Source organism: Streptomyces sp. NPDC053079 (assembly GCF_044546695.1).
Lineage (GTDB): Bacteria > Actinomycetota > Actinomycetes > Streptomycetales > Streptomycetaceae > Streptomyces.
The window spans coordinates 190,988-206,464 of record NZ_JBITZJ010000009.1; the positions used below are offsets into that span (position 1 = coordinate 190,988).

Annotated in this window: 17 protein-coding genes; 10 read left to right on the forward strand and 7 right to left on the reverse strand. The window is 72.8% G+C overall.

Annotated elements, in window-relative coordinates:
* Window positions 1-20 precede the first annotated feature (20 nt).
* On the forward strand, window positions 21-551 hold the full coding sequence (locus ACIGXW_RS30745) for a hypothetical protein (protein WP_399576160.1): 531 nt from the start codon (window positions 21-23) through the stop codon (window positions 549-551).
* 30 nt (window positions 552-581) lie between these two features.
* Here ACIGXW_RS30745 and ACIGXW_RS30750 read toward each other — a convergent pair whose 3' ends face one another.
* The gene (locus ACIGXW_RS30750; RefSeq protein ID WP_399576161.1) at window positions 582-785 is read right to left on the reverse strand and encodes a hypothetical protein; all 204 of its coding nucleotides are present in this window, start codon (window positions 783-785) and stop codon (window positions 582-584) included.
* Here ACIGXW_RS30750 and ACIGXW_RS30755 point away from each other — a divergent pair.
* Window positions 784-4,443, forward strand: a complete 3,660-nt coding sequence (locus tag ACIGXW_RS30755; RefSeq protein WP_399576162.1) for an NACHT domain-containing protein — start codon at window positions 784-786, stop codon at window positions 4,441-4,443. The two genes, ACIGXW_RS30750 and ACIGXW_RS30755, sit on opposite strands and share 2 nt — an antisense overlap.
* A gap of 40 nt (window positions 4,444-4,483) precedes the next feature.
* Here ACIGXW_RS30755 and ACIGXW_RS30760 read toward each other — a convergent pair whose 3' ends face one another.
* Complete coding sequence (locus tag ACIGXW_RS30760; protein WP_177338577.1) at window positions 4,484-4,639, reverse strand: hypothetical protein; 156 nt, start codon at window positions 4,637-4,639, stop codon at window positions 4,484-4,486.
* Window positions 4,640-4,888: 249 nt separating this feature from the next.
* On the opposite strand from ACIGXW_RS30760, the gene ACIGXW_RS30765 reads away from it, so the two are divergent.
* From ACIGXW_RS30765 to ACIGXW_RS30795, 7 genes are all read left to right on the forward strand, one after another.
* On the forward strand, window positions 4,889-5,668 hold the full coding sequence (locus tag ACIGXW_RS30765) for a hypothetical protein (protein ID WP_399576163.1): 780 nt from the start codon (window positions 4,889-4,891) through the stop codon (window positions 5,666-5,668).
* A gap of 25 nt (window positions 5,669-5,693) precedes the next feature.
* Window positions 5,694-6,935, forward strand: coding sequence for an MFS transporter (locus tag ACIGXW_RS30770; RefSeq protein ID WP_399576165.1), 1,242 nt, complete (start codon window positions 5,694-5,696; stop codon window positions 6,933-6,935).
* Between the two features lie 60 nt (window positions 6,936-6,995).
* Window positions 6,996-7,427 (forward strand): hypothetical protein, encoded by a 432-nt coding sequence (locus ACIGXW_RS30775; RefSeq protein ID WP_399576167.1) that lies wholly within the window; start codon window positions 6,996-6,998, stop codon window positions 7,425-7,427.
* Between the two features lie 123 nt (window positions 7,428-7,550).
* Complete coding sequence (locus ACIGXW_RS30780; RefSeq protein WP_399576168.1) at window positions 7,551-8,720, forward strand: PLP-dependent cysteine synthase family protein; 1,170 nt, start codon at window positions 7,551-7,553, stop codon at window positions 8,718-8,720.
* A 92-nt stretch (window positions 8,721-8,812) separates the two neighbouring features.
* Window positions 8,813-10,051, forward strand: coding sequence for an MFS transporter (locus ACIGXW_RS30785; RefSeq protein ID WP_071966989.1), 1,239 nt, complete (start codon window positions 8,813-8,815; stop codon window positions 10,049-10,051).
* The gene (locus tag ACIGXW_RS30790; protein ID WP_399576169.1) at window positions 10,052-10,270 is read left to right on the forward strand and encodes a DUF5302 domain-containing protein; all 219 of its coding nucleotides are present in this window, start codon (window positions 10,052-10,054) and stop codon (window positions 10,268-10,270) included. It begins immediately after the preceding gene.
* A gap of 165 nt (window positions 10,271-10,435) precedes the next feature.
* Window positions 10,436-10,888 carry a hypothetical protein gene (locus tag ACIGXW_RS30795; RefSeq protein ID WP_399576170.1) on the forward strand — a complete coding sequence of 151 codons (453 nt, stop codon included), beginning with the start codon at window positions 10,436-10,438 and terminating at the stop codon, window positions 10,886-10,888.
* Window positions 10,889-10,954: 66 nt separating this feature from the next.
* Here the strand turns inward: ACIGXW_RS30795 and ACIGXW_RS30800 are convergent, their stop codons facing one another.
* The 5 genes from ACIGXW_RS30800 to ACIGXW_RS30820 form a co-directional block, all read right to left on the reverse strand.
* Window positions 10,955-11,860 (reverse strand): hypothetical protein, encoded by a 906-nt coding sequence (locus tag ACIGXW_RS30800; protein WP_399576171.1) that lies wholly within the window; start codon window positions 11,858-11,860, stop codon window positions 10,955-10,957.
* Between the two features lie 130 nt (window positions 11,861-11,990).
* Window positions 11,991-12,371, reverse strand: a complete 381-nt coding sequence (locus ACIGXW_RS30805; RefSeq protein WP_360915351.1) for a DUF6233 domain-containing protein — start codon at window positions 12,369-12,371, stop codon at window positions 11,991-11,993.
* A 251-nt stretch (window positions 12,372-12,622) separates the two neighbouring features.
* A complete protein-coding gene (locus ACIGXW_RS30810) occupies window positions 12,623-12,751 on the reverse strand; it encodes a DUF6126 family protein (protein ID WP_399576172.1) in 129 nt (42 codons plus the stop codon).
* Window positions 12,748-13,098 (reverse strand): metalloregulator ArsR/SmtB family transcription factor, encoded by a 351-nt coding sequence (locus tag ACIGXW_RS30815; protein ID WP_071966988.1) that lies wholly within the window; start codon window positions 13,096-13,098, stop codon window positions 12,748-12,750. The genes ACIGXW_RS30810 and ACIGXW_RS30815 overlap by 4 nt, the downstream gene beginning before the upstream one ends.
* A 5-nt stretch (window positions 13,099-13,103) precedes the next feature.
* A complete protein-coding gene (locus ACIGXW_RS30820) occupies window positions 13,104-13,307 on the reverse strand; it encodes a hypothetical protein (protein WP_104531799.1) in 204 nt (67 codons plus the stop codon).
* Between the two features lie 305 nt (window positions 13,308-13,612).
* Here ACIGXW_RS30820 and ACIGXW_RS30825 point away from each other — a divergent pair, with 305 nt between their 5' ends.
* Window positions 13,613-15,442, forward strand: a complete 1,830-nt coding sequence (locus ACIGXW_RS30825; protein WP_399576174.1) for a glycosyltransferase family 2 protein — start codon at window positions 13,613-13,615, stop codon at window positions 15,440-15,442.
* Window positions 15,443-15,477 lie beyond the last annotated feature (35 nt).

Genomic DNA, 15,477 nt, shown 5'->3' on the forward strand with positions numbered 1-15,477 from the left:
ACGGTGAGAGGGTGGGGCGCATGTCCATACCCATCGCCTCAACCTCCCGCCGGGCCCTGCTCGTCGCCGCTGCCGCCTTCGCGGTCCAGCCCGCTGCCGCCGCCGCGGCCTCCGCCGCCTCCGCCGGCCCCGTCCGCATCACCGAAGGGCAGGTGGGGGAGGCCGGGCCGGGCGGCGCGATCCTCTACCCCAGCGTGACCAGCTGTCTGACCGTCACCCTCCGGCTGTGCGACGGCGCCAAGGTCGGCGCCCACGCCAGCTTGTTCAAAGTGCCGGGCGAACTGCGGTCGGACGAGATCCTCGCCGCCGCCGCGCGCCGGGCCGGAGCCCGCCGCGTCACCGCCGTCGAGATCCGGGGCGCCGTGGGCGCCTGGCACCCCGGCTACTTCACCAAGGCCATCGAGAGCTACGCCGAAGGGGAGGCCGTCCCCTACCCCACGCGCCCCGACCCCGAGGGCCTGGCGCGGGCGGTGGCCGCGGGCCTGGGTCTGCCGCGGCAGGCACGGGTGACGGTCCAGGACGTGCCCGACGGCGATCAGACGGTCGTCTGACGCGAGCGCTCCCGCCCACGGGAGGCACGGCTAGCGCCGGTACATGCCGATGAGCGTGCCGCCGGCGAGCTGCCGCTGCTCGACGGCCCGGGAACGGCCCTCGGACGAAGACCGCCGCCCAGTGGCGGGGCCGGAAGAGGGCTGGTAGCTGTGGAATGAGGGGGATCGTCCGTTCGCGGCCGTGGTGTACGGGCCGTTCCACAACCCGACGGCGTCGGGAGCTGGTGGCAGCATGGCGAACGACTTCCATCCGCCCAAGATCAGAATTGTCACCGGTCCGCCGGAGGGCGGCTTCTTCCGGGAGACGACGGCACGGCTGCGCCTCCCCTTCGGTGCCGGGATCAGACGTGCGCGGGCCTGGTGGCTGCTGCACCGGGGGATCACCCACGCGCGGCGGTGGCGGAACCCGGGCTGGACGACGCTGGGGATCGTCGCCTCCAGCGTGCTGGCGTTCGCCCTGGCGGTGTGGGGGATCAGGGGCCTGGTGGTCGCGCTGTTCTACGGGAGGCCCGTGCACTGGTGGGACTTCGACCCCGACGAGGGCTGCAAGGACGTCGGTACCTCGTGCGGAGCGGCCAACGGCGTGCTGATGCCGGTGCTCCTGCTGGCCGTCTCGAGCGTGCTCTTCCTGGCCTGGCGGCTCGGCCGGGTCCGCAGGTTCTGCACACACCTGGCGAGGACCGACGCGAGCGCCTTCGTGCAGACGGCGGGCAGCCTCATGGACGAGGTCGTCGGGCGCGACCAGCTGTGCAACGCCATCATGAACAACCTGCGGGACAGAAAAGCCCGGCGCCCCCACATCGTCGTCGGCAGCGTCGGCACAGGCAAGACGGCGCTGCTCGTGCGGCTCGCGGAGAAACTCGCCGCCAAGGGGGCCGTACCCATCCCCGTACGGCTGCGCGACGCGCAGGGCGACAAGCTGGACTTCTGCGAACTGGCGCGCGCCCGGTTCACCGAGATCGTCCAGCCCGTGGTCCGGTCCGACGGCGAGGTCGACAAGATCTGGCGATGGCTGCGCCAGCGGGCCGACCGGATCGTGGTCCTCGCCGACGGCCTCGAGGAGGCCCTCAGCCAGGACCACGCCAGCGGTCAGCGCGACAACCTCATCCGCAAAGCCATCCGCCAGGCGGGCGAGGAAGGGGTTCCCCTGGTCATCGCCTCCCGGCCGCACGACCCGCTGCGCGCGATGCAGGCGGCCATCACGGAGCTCGAACCGCTGAGTGCCGAGGCGGCCCTGCAGTACATCGCCCGCAGCGGAAGCTGGCGCTCGGACCTCATGCTCCTGGACCGTGTGGTGGAGGTCGCCAGGATGTCGGAGTCCCCCATCTATCTTCAGATCGCCAGGGACCTGCACGGCCAGGACCTCCTGGAGTCGCTGTGGACGGAGGGCGGGACCACCGATCCGATGCTGCACGACACCTGGGAGCTGCGGGCCGACCTCCTCGAGCGGTGGACCGACGCGCTCATCGACGGTGACGTCCACCCCGAGCTGCCCATCGACCGGGACACCAGGGCGGCGGTGGTCTGCCACATGTCCGCCCTCGCGTGCGTCGGTCTGGCGGCGGACCGGGCGGAGGTCGGCCTCTGGGAGCTCGATCCCCGCATCGGCGGCGTCCCGGACCGTGCGGGCGGCGAGCGGGCGGCGCGGCCGGTCGTTCGCGAGTGGAACAAACGCGTCGCCCAGGAGCTGGACTGGCACATGGGCGCCCTGCGACTGCCCCTGGACGCCCTGCGGCACCAGTCGGGTCCCGCCGGCGGGAACGGGCCGTCCGCCACCACCGGCACGCTGCGGCTGGAGGGCCCCAAGGTCGACCTGCGGCTCGCCGCGACATGGGGAGCGCGCATGGGACTGGTCCACGAGTATGGCCGGAAGGCCCGCTTCCAGCACAGCGTCATGCAGGCCTACCTCGGCTCCCGCTTCCTGGGCAGGATGCTCGACAACCCCGTGCGGCAGTCACCGGCCAGCGGTCTGGACCTGAGCGCTCCGCGGTCGTCGGAGCCGTTCACGGTCGAGCAGTTCTCCGAGGTGCTGCGCAGCGGCGGCCGTGAGCTGCTCGTCGCCCTCACCCTGTACTCCCGTTGCCTGGACAGCCGGTGGCGGTACGACGGACAGTCGGCCTGTACCCGCTGTTCGGTCTCCGCGGTCCGCGACTTCCTGCGGGCCGAGGCCGGGAACCTGATGCGGGACGCGGACCGGACCCAGGAACTGAGCAAGGGGCACGAGCCGGCCGGCGACACCCCCCGGGACCACGACGCCCGCGGCAGTGCGCGCCTGAGGGCCCTGCACATCTTCGGGACCGCCGTGGAGATCGACAGCGTGGACGCCGCACCGGCGCAGGACGAGATCCTCCGCGAGATCAAGGGACACTGGGCGACATTCGGATGGGGCGAGGACCCCGAGGTGCTCCGGGAGGCGAAACTGACGCTCGTACGCCAGTGCGGCGCGGCGGCGCGGCGGGTGGCCGTCACCCCCACCGGCCGGCCGGCGTACGGGACGCTGTTCGAGATCGGCAGCGAGGAACCCGACTACCGGGTGCGGGCGGCGATCGCGCAGGAGATAGGCGCCGGAGCAGAGAAGGCGTACACAGCGCTGAAGGTCTACCCGAGCCTGCACGACTCCGAGTTCGAGGTGAGCACCGACCGTCCGGATAAGCCGCCCGAGGACCCCGAGGCGTACATGGAGCAGCTGACCCCGATGGCGGACCGGGCGGACAGGGACCAGCGGGCCGTGCTGCGGGTGCTGACCAGAAGGCGGCAGCGGTTCGAACAGCTCTACGCCGAGAACGAGGCACTGAAGGAGAAGCAGAGCTGGTACCGCACCACCCTGTGCGCCTGGGTGCTGCCCATGCTCGTCGGCTCGGCCCTGATGGCCCGGCACCTCGGCAGTCCCCGCGACGACCTGGAGAAGTGGGTGGCCGAGGCGACCGGCACGCCCTCCTCCCCGGACGGTGCCGTCCCCGGCACCCACTTCGCCCTCGGCGTGACGCTGGCGCAGGGCTTCAAGTACGCCGCCAACCAACGGCCGGATCCGCGGGCCGACCGCGAGGCCCGCCAGTTCCTCGTCAAACAGGCCCAGGACATGCTGCGGCGCAGCACCTTCTGGTACACGCGCCTGACGCTCCTGCACGCGCTGACGCTCTGGGCCCTGCCCGACGACGTCACCGAGGCCCAGCCCATCCGCGGCCAGGGCGCCGACCCCCGGGCCATGGTCCGTGAGTGGCTGGCACTGCCCGAGGGCCAGGAGGAGCACCCGCTCGTCAAGGCCGCCGGTGAACTGGCCGTACGCGCCCTGCAGACCCGGCGCCCCGAGCGGTTCCTGTGGATCGACGAGGCCGGCGTCGCCTCCGAGGTCGGCACCGAGGTCGGTCCGCCCGGTGAACAGCGCGCCCACAACCTCTGGATCCCACCGTCCACCGGCTGGAGCACGCTCGACCCCATCGCCCAGCAGCTCCTGGCGGACGTCCTCCTGCTCGCCATCCTCGGCGAACGGGGCTACCGCCCCAAGGACCTCTTCCATCTGCTCGACCGCAACTGCCCCGGAAACACCCGGCTTCCCTCCTGCCTCAGCTGCGACCGTGCCCGGCTCGATCCCGTCCGCGCCGTCGAACGCACCGCGCAGCCCGGGTCCAACTGCACGGACAAGTGCCGCATGAAGATGTGCCCCTACCCCGCCAAGGCGGAGAACCTGCGTCTGGAGTTCAGCGAGGTCTTCTGCCTCCACCAGGGCGACCTGCTGCGCACCTGGCGCCCGCGTGACTGGCTCTTCCTGCGCTTCCGCCGCGAGGCACCCTGGCAACGCAAGGTGCCGGTGGCCGGCCTGCGCCGCTTCTGGGACCAGATGGGTGACCGGGCGCGGGACATCACGCCCGGTGCTTCCGACTCCTCCCGGTGACTGTGACGGGGCGGGGGAGCGGCGCCGAGGGCGGAAGGCTTCAGTCCGCCGTGTCCGGAGCGGGGCTCGGGGACGGCTTCGGCAGCGGCCTGGGGCCGGGCTCCGGCGGCTCGGGCCGCGGGACCGGCTCGGGGTCCGGAAACGGCGGCGGTGCCGGGTCGGGCAGGGGTGAGGTGCCGTTCGTCTGTCCTGTCATGCGTCCACCTTCACCCGCTCCGCGCGCTCCCGCCCGCCGAGCCGCATGCCGGCCGGACCACTACTGGCCGGAATCCAGTGGGTATTTTCCTTGACTGTCCGGCAGCGAAAAGAGGACGCTGATGTGTGCGTATGCCAGCGATATCGAAGACCAGCTCCCGTGTGAAGAGGTGAAGAGCCGATGGCTCAGGCTTCCGCAGTATCGCTCGGAAATGCCGCATCAACCGATCCCGCGCTTCTGCATATTGTCATGCCGGTACTGAACGAGATGCCGGCCGGACCCCTGCGCACCTCCCTCTCCTCGGCATTCACCGAGGAGAGGGAAGCCCTGCGGACCATCGAGGAGAGCTTCGTCCTCCTCACGTCGAAGCCGCACGACCCGGAGCACCTGAAGCGCTTCTTCCAGAGCTGGTCCCAGACCAACAACTCCGCGGCCAGCGTCTCCGGACTGGCCTGCCGCATCACCCTCAAGGCCCGTGAGCTGCCCGGCGACGCCGAGCAGCTCGCCCACTACCGCGTCGTCGACAGCCTGCAGCGCATCACCGACGAGGACTTCGGCGCCCGCGGCGAGATCCTCCACGCCGACCTCTACCACCGCATGGCCACCGCCGTCTGCGGCGACGACTCCTGGCAGCTGCTGCGCTACCGCTCGGCCGCCGCCCGGGAGTTCCGCGCCCGCCTCGGAAAACAGCGGCTGCGCGAGCGGAACCTGCTCACCGGCCTGCTGCACACACTCATCCATGAGGTCTACACCCATGGTGAGGTAGAGCTCATTCACCCGATGTTCCAGGAATGGCTCCCGGCCCATCTGGAATTCCCCGCAGGCGAGGCCCGAAAGGTCCTGGCATGGATCACCGTGCACACCGGAGGCACCGAGACCAATCACTTCCGGCACGCCACGGACGCCGTGGAGCGGTACTGCGCGGTATCGGGGACGGCGCCGGACACGGAGGCCGCGACGGAATTGTTCCGGGCCTATCTGCGCGCCAAGGCGGCCGTGATGGAGGACCTCGTACCGGTGCTGCGGTGAGGCGGCCGGAGCGCGCACGGCGACCATGAGAAGGAGAGCCACGGCAGCCGGGCCGGCGAGGGCGGCGGCGCGCGGGCAGGCGCCCCGGCCGACCGGCCCGGCGCACGGCTACCGCTGGGCGGTGCTGGCGGCGGCCACCCTCGCCCAGGCCACGTCCTCGTTCGCCATGCAGGGCCTCGGCGCCCTCGCCGGCTTCCTCCAGGAGGCGTTCGGCCTGACGGGCACGGCGGTCGGCCTGCTGGTCACGGTCGCCGGAGCGGCGCCCGTCATCGCCCTGCTGATAGTCGGTCACCTGCTGGACCGCCACGACGAACGGGCCATCGTGGGGACGGGAGCCGTCGTGGTCGCCTGCGGGCTGGCCCTGGCCGCGCTCGCCGACCGCTACGCCCTCGTCCTCGCCGGCCTGTTCGTCCTCGGCATCGGCTACAGCACCGCACAGCCCGGCGGCAGCAAGTCCGTGGCCCTGTGGTTCCCCGGCGGCAACCGGGGGCTGGCCATGGGCATCCGCCAGGCCGGCCTGCCGCTGGGCGGCGCGGCCGCCGCCCTCGCGATGCCCGCCGTGGCCCACGCCCACAGCTGGCACGCGGCGTTCGCCCTCGCCGCCGCCGTGTCCCTGGCCGGGGGAGCGGTCTTCGTCGCGGTCCACCGCCGGGCCCCGGGCCGGGGCGGCCCGGCGCCGGCCCGGCCGCTGTGGCCCCGCCTCGTCGAGCAGCTGCGCCGCCCCGCCATGCCGGGCATCGTCGTCAGCGGCACGGTGCTGGTCACCGCGCAGTACGGCATCACCACCTACCTCATGCTCTACCTCCGCGACCACCACGGAATCCCGCTCACACGCGGCGCGTTCGTGCTCTTCGGCGTTCAGGGCATCGGCGCGGCGGGCCGCATCGCCCTGGCCGCCGCCAGCGACAGGACCGGCAGGGGACGGCTGCCGTGGATCCGCGTGAGCATGCTCGCCACGGCCGCCGCCCTGCTGGCCCTGCCCCTGCTGCCCGCCGGGCCCGGCCCCGTCATCGCCCTCACCGCCTGCCTCGGCTTCTTCGGCTTCGGCTGGTACGGACCCTGGGTCGCGCACGTGAGCGAGTCCTGCCCGCCGGACCGGGTCGGCCTCGCGCTGGGCACCGCCATGGCGGCCAACCAGCTCGCGATCGTCGCCACCCCGCCCCTGCTCGGCCTCGTGCACGACCTGCTGGGCTACCCCGCCATGTGGTGGACCCTCGCGGCGGTCGTCGCCGCCTCAACCCCGTTGGTGCGCAAGGGCGTCCGGTAAGAGGACGTGGTAACTCCTTTTACCCGGGCCTTATCCGGCGCCGTGCTTACTGTAACCACTGTGACGGCATGGGTGACGGCTCGGACGCTCCCCCGGGGACCACGCTCCAGGTCCCGGGTCGCTTCGGCATTCCTCGTCGTCCTCGTCGCCCTGGCGCACGTGATGGGCTGTGCGCACGGCCAGCCGCCACCGAACCAGGAGCGCTCCTACTCCCTGCCCCTCGCCGCACCGGCGCCCCCCGACCGGGGGCCGGGGCCGGTCGCCCTGCGGGGCTCCGGCGAGGACGTGCCGAGGGAATGCGCGGAGGCCAACGAAGCCGGGGTCGCCGCCCCGCGCCAGGACCTGCCCACCGCGACCGGAGCCGACCTCCTCCCGCAGACCGGGACGGACGGCTGCCGCCCGGCCCTGCCCTCCGATACGCACGGGTCGGCGCCCGCCCCCGCGGGCGATCCCGGACGGCTGAGGGCGGCCCTGGGGGTCTGGCGGACGTAGGACGGGCCGCGCCGCGCCGGCGAAGCCGCGCGTGCGCCCGACCGGATCCCCCGCCCGTTTCCCGTCAACGCGGCCCGTACCGCTCCACCTCCATCGGTGTACCGGCCGCGGGAGAGCCATGCCATGACCTCACTCTGCCCCACCCCCTCGACGACGACCGCGCCGGCCGCCCCCACCTCCCCGGCCAGTCTCACGGCGGCCGCCGCCCTGCCCGCCCGCACCCCGGCCGGCCTCGTGGGGGACACCCCCCTGCTGTGGGTCGGCGAGCCGTTCGCGGCACCCGGCCGCGGCTTCTGGGCCAAGCTCGAAGGCCGCAACCCCGGCGGCATCAAGGACCGCACCGCCCTGCACATGGTGGCCCGCGCCCGCGAACGCGGGGACCTGCTGCCGGGTGCGCCCATCGTGGAGTCCACCTCCGGCACCCTCGGCCTCGGCCTCGCCCTGGCCGGCGTCACCCACGGCCACCCCGTCACCGTCGTCACCGACCCGGGCATGGAGCCGATGATGATCGGCCTGCTGCGGGCCTACGGCGCCGAAGTCCACCTCGTGGCCACCCCCCACCCCGTAGGAGGCTGGCAGCAAGCCCGCCGCGAGCGCGTGGAGGAACTCCTCGCCGCCCGCCCCGGAGCCTGGTGCCCGGACCAGTACCACAACCCCGACAACGTGACGGCCTACCGCACCCTCGCCCACGAACTGATCGCCCAGCTCGGGCGGATCGACGCCCTCGTCGTCAGCGTGGGCACCGGCGGCCACTCCGCCGGCATCGCCTCCGTGCTGCGCGGCTACTTCCCCGCCCTGCGTGTGGTGGGCGTGGACTCCACCGGCTCCACGATCTTCGGGCAGCCCGCCGCACTCCGGCTGATGCGCGGACTGGGCAGCAGCATCTACCCCCGCAACGTCGCCTACGGCCTCTTCGACGAGGTGCACTGGGTCGCCGCGCCCGAAGCGGTCTGGGCGGCCCGCTCCCTGGCCCGCTCCCGGTACGCCACCGGTGGCTGGAGTGTGGGGGCCGTCGCCCTGGTCGCCCGGCACCTGGCCGCCACCCTGCCCCCGGAGACCAGGATCGCTGCGGTCTTCCCCGACGGACCGCAGCGCTACGCCGGCACGGTCTTCGACGACGACTACTGCCGCCGCCACCACCTCCTGGACGGCGCCCCCGCGCCCGTACCCGACCGCATCGCCCACCCCGCCGAACGGGTCGTCACCCGCTGGACGGTGTGCGAGACCGTCGTCGACCCGCTCACGCGGACCCCGGCCGGCGCCGGCGACGCCCCGGCGGGAGCGGCCCGGTGACGGCGGCACCGGCCGCGCGGGAGGGGGCGGCCGTCGGGCTCACCTCGCTCTGGCGCCAGACGCGCACCTTCCCGCCCGCCGCCCGCCTGCTGATGGTCAATCAGTTCGCCATCAACCTCGCCTTCTACATGCTGATGCCCTACCTCGCCGCCCACCTCAGCGGCGACCTCGCCCTCGCCGCCTGGGCGGTCGGCCTGGTGCTGGGCGTACGCAACCTCTCCCAGCAGGGGATGTTCCTCATCGGCGGCACCCTCGCCGACCGCTACGGCTACAAGGCCCCGATCCTGGCCGGGTGCGTGCTGCGCACGGCCGGGTTCGCCCTGCTGGGCTGGGTGGACGCCCTGCCCGCCCTGATCGTCGCCTCGGCGGCCACCGGCTTCGCCGGGGCGCTGTTCAACCCGGCCGTCCGCGCCTGCATCGCCACGGCCGCCGGCGACCGGCGCGTGGCCGCCTTCGCGACGTTCAACGTCTACTACCAGGCGGGGATGCTGCTGGGCCCGCTGGCCGGACTGGCCCTGCTGGCGGCCGACTTCCGGCTGGTCTGCACGGTCGCCGCCGCGATCTTCGCCGGCCTGACCGTGCTGCAGTGGCGGGCCCTGCCCGTCGCGACGGGCCGCGGCGGCACGGACGGCCGGCAGCGGGAGGGGGTGCTGGCGCAGTGGCGCACGGTCGTCGCCAACCGGCCGTTCCTGCTGTTCTCCGTCGCCATGATCGGCTCGTACGTGCTGACCTTCCAGGTCTACCTGGCCCTCCCGCTCGCCGCCGGCGCCGCCCTCGGGGACGCGGGCACCAAGGCCACCAGCGCGCTCTTCGTCGTCTCGGCGGCGGTGGCCGTCCTGGGCCAGCTGCGGCTGACGGGCTGGGCCAGAAGCCGCTGGACCGCCTCCCAGGCGCTGGTGCGCGGGCTGGCCGCCATGGGCCTGGGATTCCTGCCGCTGGCCGCCGTCCCCATGGGCGGCGGCACCGTCACGACGGTCGGCGCGCTCGCCGCGCTGGCCGTGGCGGTGGTGCTGCTGGCCGCCGGCGGCGCGGTGGTCTATCCCTTCGAGATGGACACGGTGGTCTCCCTCTCCGGCGAGCGCCTGGTCGCCACCCACTACGGGCTCTACAACACCGTCTCCGGGCTGGGCATCACCCTCGGCAACCTCGGCGTGGGGGCGTTGTGGGACTTCGCACTGCGGCAGGACGCGCTCTGGCTGGTGTGGCTCGCGCTCACCGCCACCGGGGCGGCCTGCGCGGGGGCGGTCCTGGCGCTGTCCCGTTCCGGACGACTGGCCGCGCCGGATCTGTGCGAAGCTGTGGCGAACACCGCGATGACCAGGAGGTTTTAAATGACGGAGGACACAGCGGCACAGGGTGCGGGCCAGGCCGCGGAGGGCGCCGGCGTCCCCGAGGACGAGGTGAAGCGCAAGTTCCGTGAGGCGCTGGCCCGTAAGCAGGGCAAGGCGGCCGACGGCGCGGCGAGCGGGGCGAACCGCGACGGATCCAAGATCCACGGCACCCACGGCAAGGCCGGCGGGCAGCGTTCGTTCCGTCGCAAGAGCGGCTGAGCACCGGGACCGGGCGTACGGAACCGGACATCGTGCCCGGTTGTGCCCGGTCTCGCGTACCGCGGGTATGCGCCCTGCTGGGCGCGGTGCGCGTGTGCGGATAATGGGTGCGCCCCGCGACCTGCGGAGCATCGAACCGTCAGAGCACCGACACAGGGGGCGCGGATGAACAACGAGCAGAAGCACGACCGACAGCGGTACCGAGGACGCCTGGCCCGCCGGGTGTCCGCCGTCATCGCGCTGGTTCTGGGCACCGCCCTGCTGGCCACGCCGGCCTCGGCGGCGAGCGCGTACCCGGTGGCCGGCACCGCACAGCACGCCACCGTCGCGGAAGCGGCCGGCACGGGCGTGGCGGCCACCGGCGGCGCCGACGGCTCCGCGTCGGTCGCGGCGGCGCCGCACCACCGGGACACCGCCGGGCACCGGACGCTCGCCAAGGGCAAGGACGGGCACCGGACGCTGGCCAAGGACAAGAAGAAGAAAAAGAAGAAGGGTTTCTTCAAGAAGCTCGGCAAGGCCCTGCTCATCGTCATGATCCTCGGCACCCTGTTCGTGGTGGCGCTGATCGTGCTGGCGATCTTCCTGATCCGCCGGGCCTTCAAGCGCCGTCGCGCCTGACGCCCGCCCACGGCGTGCGACACCCCGCCCGGTCCCCTCGGGGCCGGGCGGTCGTGCGCCGGGGCGTCAGCTCGCCTTCGCCACCCAGGCCAGTGCGAGCCACGGCGTGGCGGCGGCCCCGGCCGCCAGGCACCAGCCCGTGCCCGTGGCGGGGAAGCCGACGAGCAGTGGCGTGACCAGCCCGGCCCCGCACGCGAGGAGCGCCGCGGCGGGCAGATGCACCCACGGAACGAATCGACGCGCGTAGCGCACGCTCGCCTCACGGCGGTACAGGGCCACGCCCGTCACCACCCCGGCCGCCAGGCCCAGGATCCAGATGGTCGGCAGGGCGATGATGCGTCCGGCGAACGAGCCGATGTCGTTGTCCGGGGCCTGACGTGCCCCCAGGTCGGGGCGGTCCGGTGCGTACAGCAGCTCGACCGTGCGGCCCGCTTCCGGCTTTCCGCTGGTGTGTACCGCGTCCACGGTGACCTGCCGCGGGCCGGAGAGGAAGGGGACGGTGACGACGATCGTGGAGGCGTATTCATCGGCGCCGTTGACCTCCGCGTCCGTGGGGCGCGGCTCACCGAGGATCTTGTCGATCCGCAGCTCGTACCTGCCGGCGCCGGCCCGGTGGGCCTTGGCGAGCCATTCGCCCTCGGCGCCGTCGGGGCCCACGCCCTGGCACAGCGCGGCCATGCTCGTCAGGGCGGTGCCGAAGCCCAGCACCCAGCACAGCAGGCGCGAGGACCGCGGCTCGGGCCACGGTTCGTACCGCCTGCGCCACGCCTTGCGGCGCAACGCGGCGCGCCGGCTGGCCCGTGCCACCGATGAGGCGAGCAGCCAGCACAGGCCGCAGGCGGCGGTCGCGGCCAGCAGCTGCAGTTCGTACCGCTTGGGCGGCAGTTCCCGGAACGGGACCACGCCGAGCAGTACGGTCGCGTAGCCCACGAGCAGGGTCGCCCATCCCGTGAGTCGCGTCGCTGTCCTCATTGCCGTACTTCCCCCACCCACCTAAACGATCTTGCGGTGGACAGCGTAATGGGGGGTGCGGCCGGGCCCCGCCCTGGGCCCGTGTGCCGGGCTCCGAGGGGATCCCGGCGACCGCCCGGCACGGCGGCCGTCAGTCGAAGGGGACCAGGAACCTCTCGGGTTCGCAGGCGTCGCAGAACCGGACGTCGTATTCGGCCGCCTTGCGCCGGGCCTCGGCGGTGCTCACCGTGTCCTCCCCGCCGCGCGGCACCCAGCAGCCCGCGTGGTGCAGCTCCTGGAGGGTGCCGCCGGGGCGGCGGTGCACCGTGATCGGCCAGACGGCGTCCTCGAGATCGTGCCGCCACTCGCCGTTGAGGCGCTGGAGCACGATCTCCCGTACCCAGTCGCGTGAGGAAATGCCGTTCTCCTGCGCGGTGGCTTCAATGCGCGCGAGTTCATCAGGGGTGAAGAGCTCCTCCATGCCGCCGGACAGTAGCAGCGCGGTGCGGCCCGCGACCCCGGTTCCGGGCAATGGCCCACGGTGCTGACCTGCGGGTTGACCGGAGCGGAAGAATCGCCTCCGGGTGCGGTGGGGGTGGGCCGGTCATACGATGCGCAGCTCCGGCGCCCTGTGCCCCGACTGGCATAGGCCGCGGGTCTATACCGGGTGGGCGTCCCCTCATACATTGCTTACGCCACTCTTGGCCATTCCGTTATCACCTGTCCTCGTGAATACCGCTTCACGGGTTGCGGCGGCGGGTCATGGTCCGGGCGCCGGCGGTGTTACTTGGCGTGGGCGCCGAGGTAGAAGAGCAGCCAGATGAAGCCGGCCAGGACGTGGCCGAAGACGATGTAGATCAGCACGCGCCAGCCGATCGCCTTCTCGGCGTACTTCTCGGAGTCCTGGGTCATGGTCGTTCGGCTCCTGTCGGCGTGGCCCCGCGCAGCTCGGTGAGCAGCTCCTCCTGGCCGGTGAGCAGCTGGGTCAGGATGCGCCGGGCGGCCCCGAGCAGCTCCGCCACGTCCCCGCCGGCCAGGGCGTAGACGACGGTGGAGCCCTCGCGGGTGGAGGTCACGATGCCGGAGCGGCGCAACACCGCGAGCTGCTGGGAGAGGTTGGAGGGCTCGACGCCGATTTCGGTGAGGAGGTCGCGCACCGGCATCGGCCCGTCCTGGAGCAGCTCCAGGACCCGGATGCGCACGGGGTGCCCGAGCATCCGGAAGAACTCCGCCTTCGCCTGGTACAGCGGCACCCGCACGCCGATCAACTCCCGTCCTGCCCGTCTGCCGCGTTCGTGGCGTCCCCGGTGTCCGTCGTGACGCCGTGCGCGAGGGCCAGCCGGAGGGCGTCGTCCAGCTCGTCCTCGGCGATGGCCGCCGCGTAGGCGTCCTCGGCCGCACGGGCCGCGGCCAGGGCCGCGCGCGCCGCACGCACCCGCTCCCGCATCGCTTCGGCGAACGCACTCACGGCGGGCCCCCTACGTGGATCGTGGATCGACCGACTGCCTGCGCATCTGGTGAATTGAAGAATTCTGCAATTCTAAGGCACCTTTCGCCCGTCGCCGCCCCATGGGCCGTGTGAGTGATGTGGTGTCGCCTTCGGTGCGGTTGTCACATGATCGTAGGTCCGTTTTGTTACGTTTTCTCCGCTGTGAACGGTCCTCATGTGGCTGGGGGTGTTGGGTGGCGATTTCGGCGAGTGACGCCCGGCCGGCGGCGGCCCGCGAATGCCCCGACGGCCCCGGCCCGGGCGATGGCCCCGGGGGCCCCGAAGTGGCGGAGCCGACCGATGCGAGCGGTCCCGGGGGCTATGACTACGCCGGGTTCAGCCGGCTGGCGGGAGAGCTGACCGAGCCGCCGGACGGCGTCTACCGGGTCCGCTACCGGCGGCTGCTCAGCCGCGGCCCCGGCGGCGGGGTGGGGGTCATGCTGCTGGTGGCCGCCGCGCCCCTGGTCTCCGTGGCCCTCCTGCTCTGGCTGATCTCGCCCGACCACTGGCTGTACCGGCCCTACGTCAGCGACTGGGAACGGTTCGCCGACACCGTCATGCTCGTCTCGATCGGCCTGATCGAACTGTTCCGCGTGGTCAACGTCGCCTCCAACGCCCACGCGACCTGGGTGGCCCGCGACCCCGTGCCCGTCCGCGCCCAGCCGGGCACCCGCGTGGCGTTCCTGACCAGCTTCGTGCCGGGCAAGGAGCCGCTGTCCATGGTGCGGGCCACTCTCGAGGGCGCCGTACGGATCCAGCACGACGGGCCGATGGACGTATGGCTGCTGGACGAGGGGGACGACCCCGACGTCAAGGGGCTGTGCGCACAGCTGGGCGTACGCCACTTCTCCCGCAAGGGAATCGCACGCTGGAACCAGCCCTCCGGCTGCTTCCGCGCCCGCACCAAGCACGGCAACTACAACGCCTGGCTGGACGCCCACGGCGACGCCTACGACTTCATGGCCTGCGTGGACACCGACCACGTGCCGCTGCCCAACTTCCTCGAACGCATGCTGGGCTACTTCCGCGACGCCGACGTCGCCTTCGTCGTCGGACCCCAGGTCTACGGCAACTACACCACGGCCGTCACCAAGGCCGCCGAGAGCCAGCAGTTCCTCTTCCACGCCCTGATCCAGCGGGCCGGCAACGCCTACGGCTCACCCATGTTCGTGGGGACGAGCAACTGCGTCCGCATCAGCGTCCTGCGCCAGATCGGCGGCCTCTTCGACTCGATCACCGAGGACATGGCCACGGGCCTGGAGATCCACCGCCGCCGCAACCCCGCCACCGGGCGGCGCTGGAAGTCCGTCTACACCCCCGACGTCCTCGCCGTCGGCGAGGGCCCCTCGTCCTGGACAGACTTCTTCTCCCAGCAGCTGCGCTGGTCGCGCGGGACGTACGAGACGCTGCTGCGCCAGTTCTGGCGGGCGGTGTGGACCCTGCCGCCCGGACGGCTGATGAACTACCTGTTCATGGTCGCCTACTACCCGATGGCCGCCCTCAACTGGGCCCTGGGCGCCCTGACCTGCGCGCTGTTCCTCGGGCTCGGGGCCTCGGGGATCACCGTGGAGTCCTCGCTGTGGCTGATGCTCTACTGCGACGCGGCCGCCCTGCAGGTCGGGCTGTACGTGTGGAACCGGCGCCACAACGTCAGCCCGCACGAGCCGGCCGGCTCCTCCGGGGCGGCCGGCATGGTGATGTCGGCCCTCTCGGCGCCGCTGTACGCCCGGTCCCTGGGCGAGGCGCTGCTGCGCCGGCGCTCGCGGTTCGTGGTGACGCCCAAGGGCGATTCCGCCAGCCCCGACTGCATGGCGACCTTCCGCACCCACCTGATGTGGGCGGGGGTGTTCGCGCTGTCGCTGACCGCCTCCTGGACGCTCGGCCACGCCCACACCGCGATGCGGACCTGGGCGTTCCTGGCCCTGCTGACCGCCCTCGGCCCGCTCGGCGTCTGGCAGGGCGGCCTGTGGCGCGAGCGGTGGCTGACGCGCCGCGGGCTCGTCCCGGTCGCCGTGACGGCCGGCGATACGGGGGCCTGCGGGGCCGGCGGGTCCGGTGGGGATGCCGAGACGGGTGCCTCGCGGCCGGTGGGGCAGCGCCGACGGGGGTTGTGACGTAAATCCGGGACAGGGGACCGGGCTGGCCGATC

Excerpts from the sequence above, each read along its gene's own strand:
- ACIGXW_RS30745 (WP_399576160.1), top strand. The coding sequence starts at position 21 with ATGTCCATACCCATCGCCTCAACCTCCCGCCGGGCCCTGCTCGTCGCC.
- ACIGXW_RS30755 (WP_399576162.1), top strand. The coding sequence starts at position 784 with ATGGCGAACGACTTCCATCCGCCCAAGATCAGAATTGTCACCGGTCCG.
- ACIGXW_RS30750 (WP_399576161.1), bottom strand. The coding sequence starts at position 785 with ATGCTGCCACCAGCTCCCGACGCCGTCGGGTTGTGGAACGGCCCGTAC.
- ACIGXW_RS30760 (WP_177338577.1), bottom strand. The coding sequence starts at position 4,639 with ATGACAGGACAGACGAACGGCACCTCACCCCTGCCCGACCCGGCACCG.
- ACIGXW_RS30765 (WP_399576163.1), top strand. The coding sequence starts at position 4,889 with ATGCCGGTACTGAACGAGATGCCGGCCGGACCCCTGCGCACCTCCCTC.
- ACIGXW_RS30770 (WP_399576165.1), top strand. The coding sequence starts at position 5,694 with ATGAGAAGGAGAGCCACGGCAGCCGGGCCGGCGAGGGCGGCGGCGCGC.
- ACIGXW_RS30780 (WP_399576168.1), top strand. The coding sequence starts at position 7,551 with ATGACCTCACTCTGCCCCACCCCCTCGACGACGACCGCGCCGGCCGCC.
- ACIGXW_RS30785 (WP_071966989.1), top strand. The coding sequence starts at position 8,813 with ATGGTCAATCAGTTCGCCATCAACCTCGCCTTCTACATGCTGATGCCC.
- ACIGXW_RS30790 (WP_399576169.1), top strand. The coding sequence starts at position 10,052 with ATGACGGAGGACACAGCGGCACAGGGTGCGGGCCAGGCCGCGGAGGGC.
- ACIGXW_RS30795 (WP_399576170.1), top strand. The coding sequence starts at position 10,436 with ATGAACAACGAGCAGAAGCACGACCGACAGCGGTACCGAGGACGCCTG.
- ACIGXW_RS30800 (WP_399576171.1), bottom strand. The coding sequence starts at position 11,860 with ATGAGGACAGCGACGCGACTCACGGGATGGGCGACCCTGCTCGTGGGC.
- ACIGXW_RS30810 (WP_399576172.1), bottom strand. The coding sequence starts at position 12,751 with ATGACCCAGGACTCCGAGAAGTACGCCGAGAAGGCGATCGGCTGGCGC.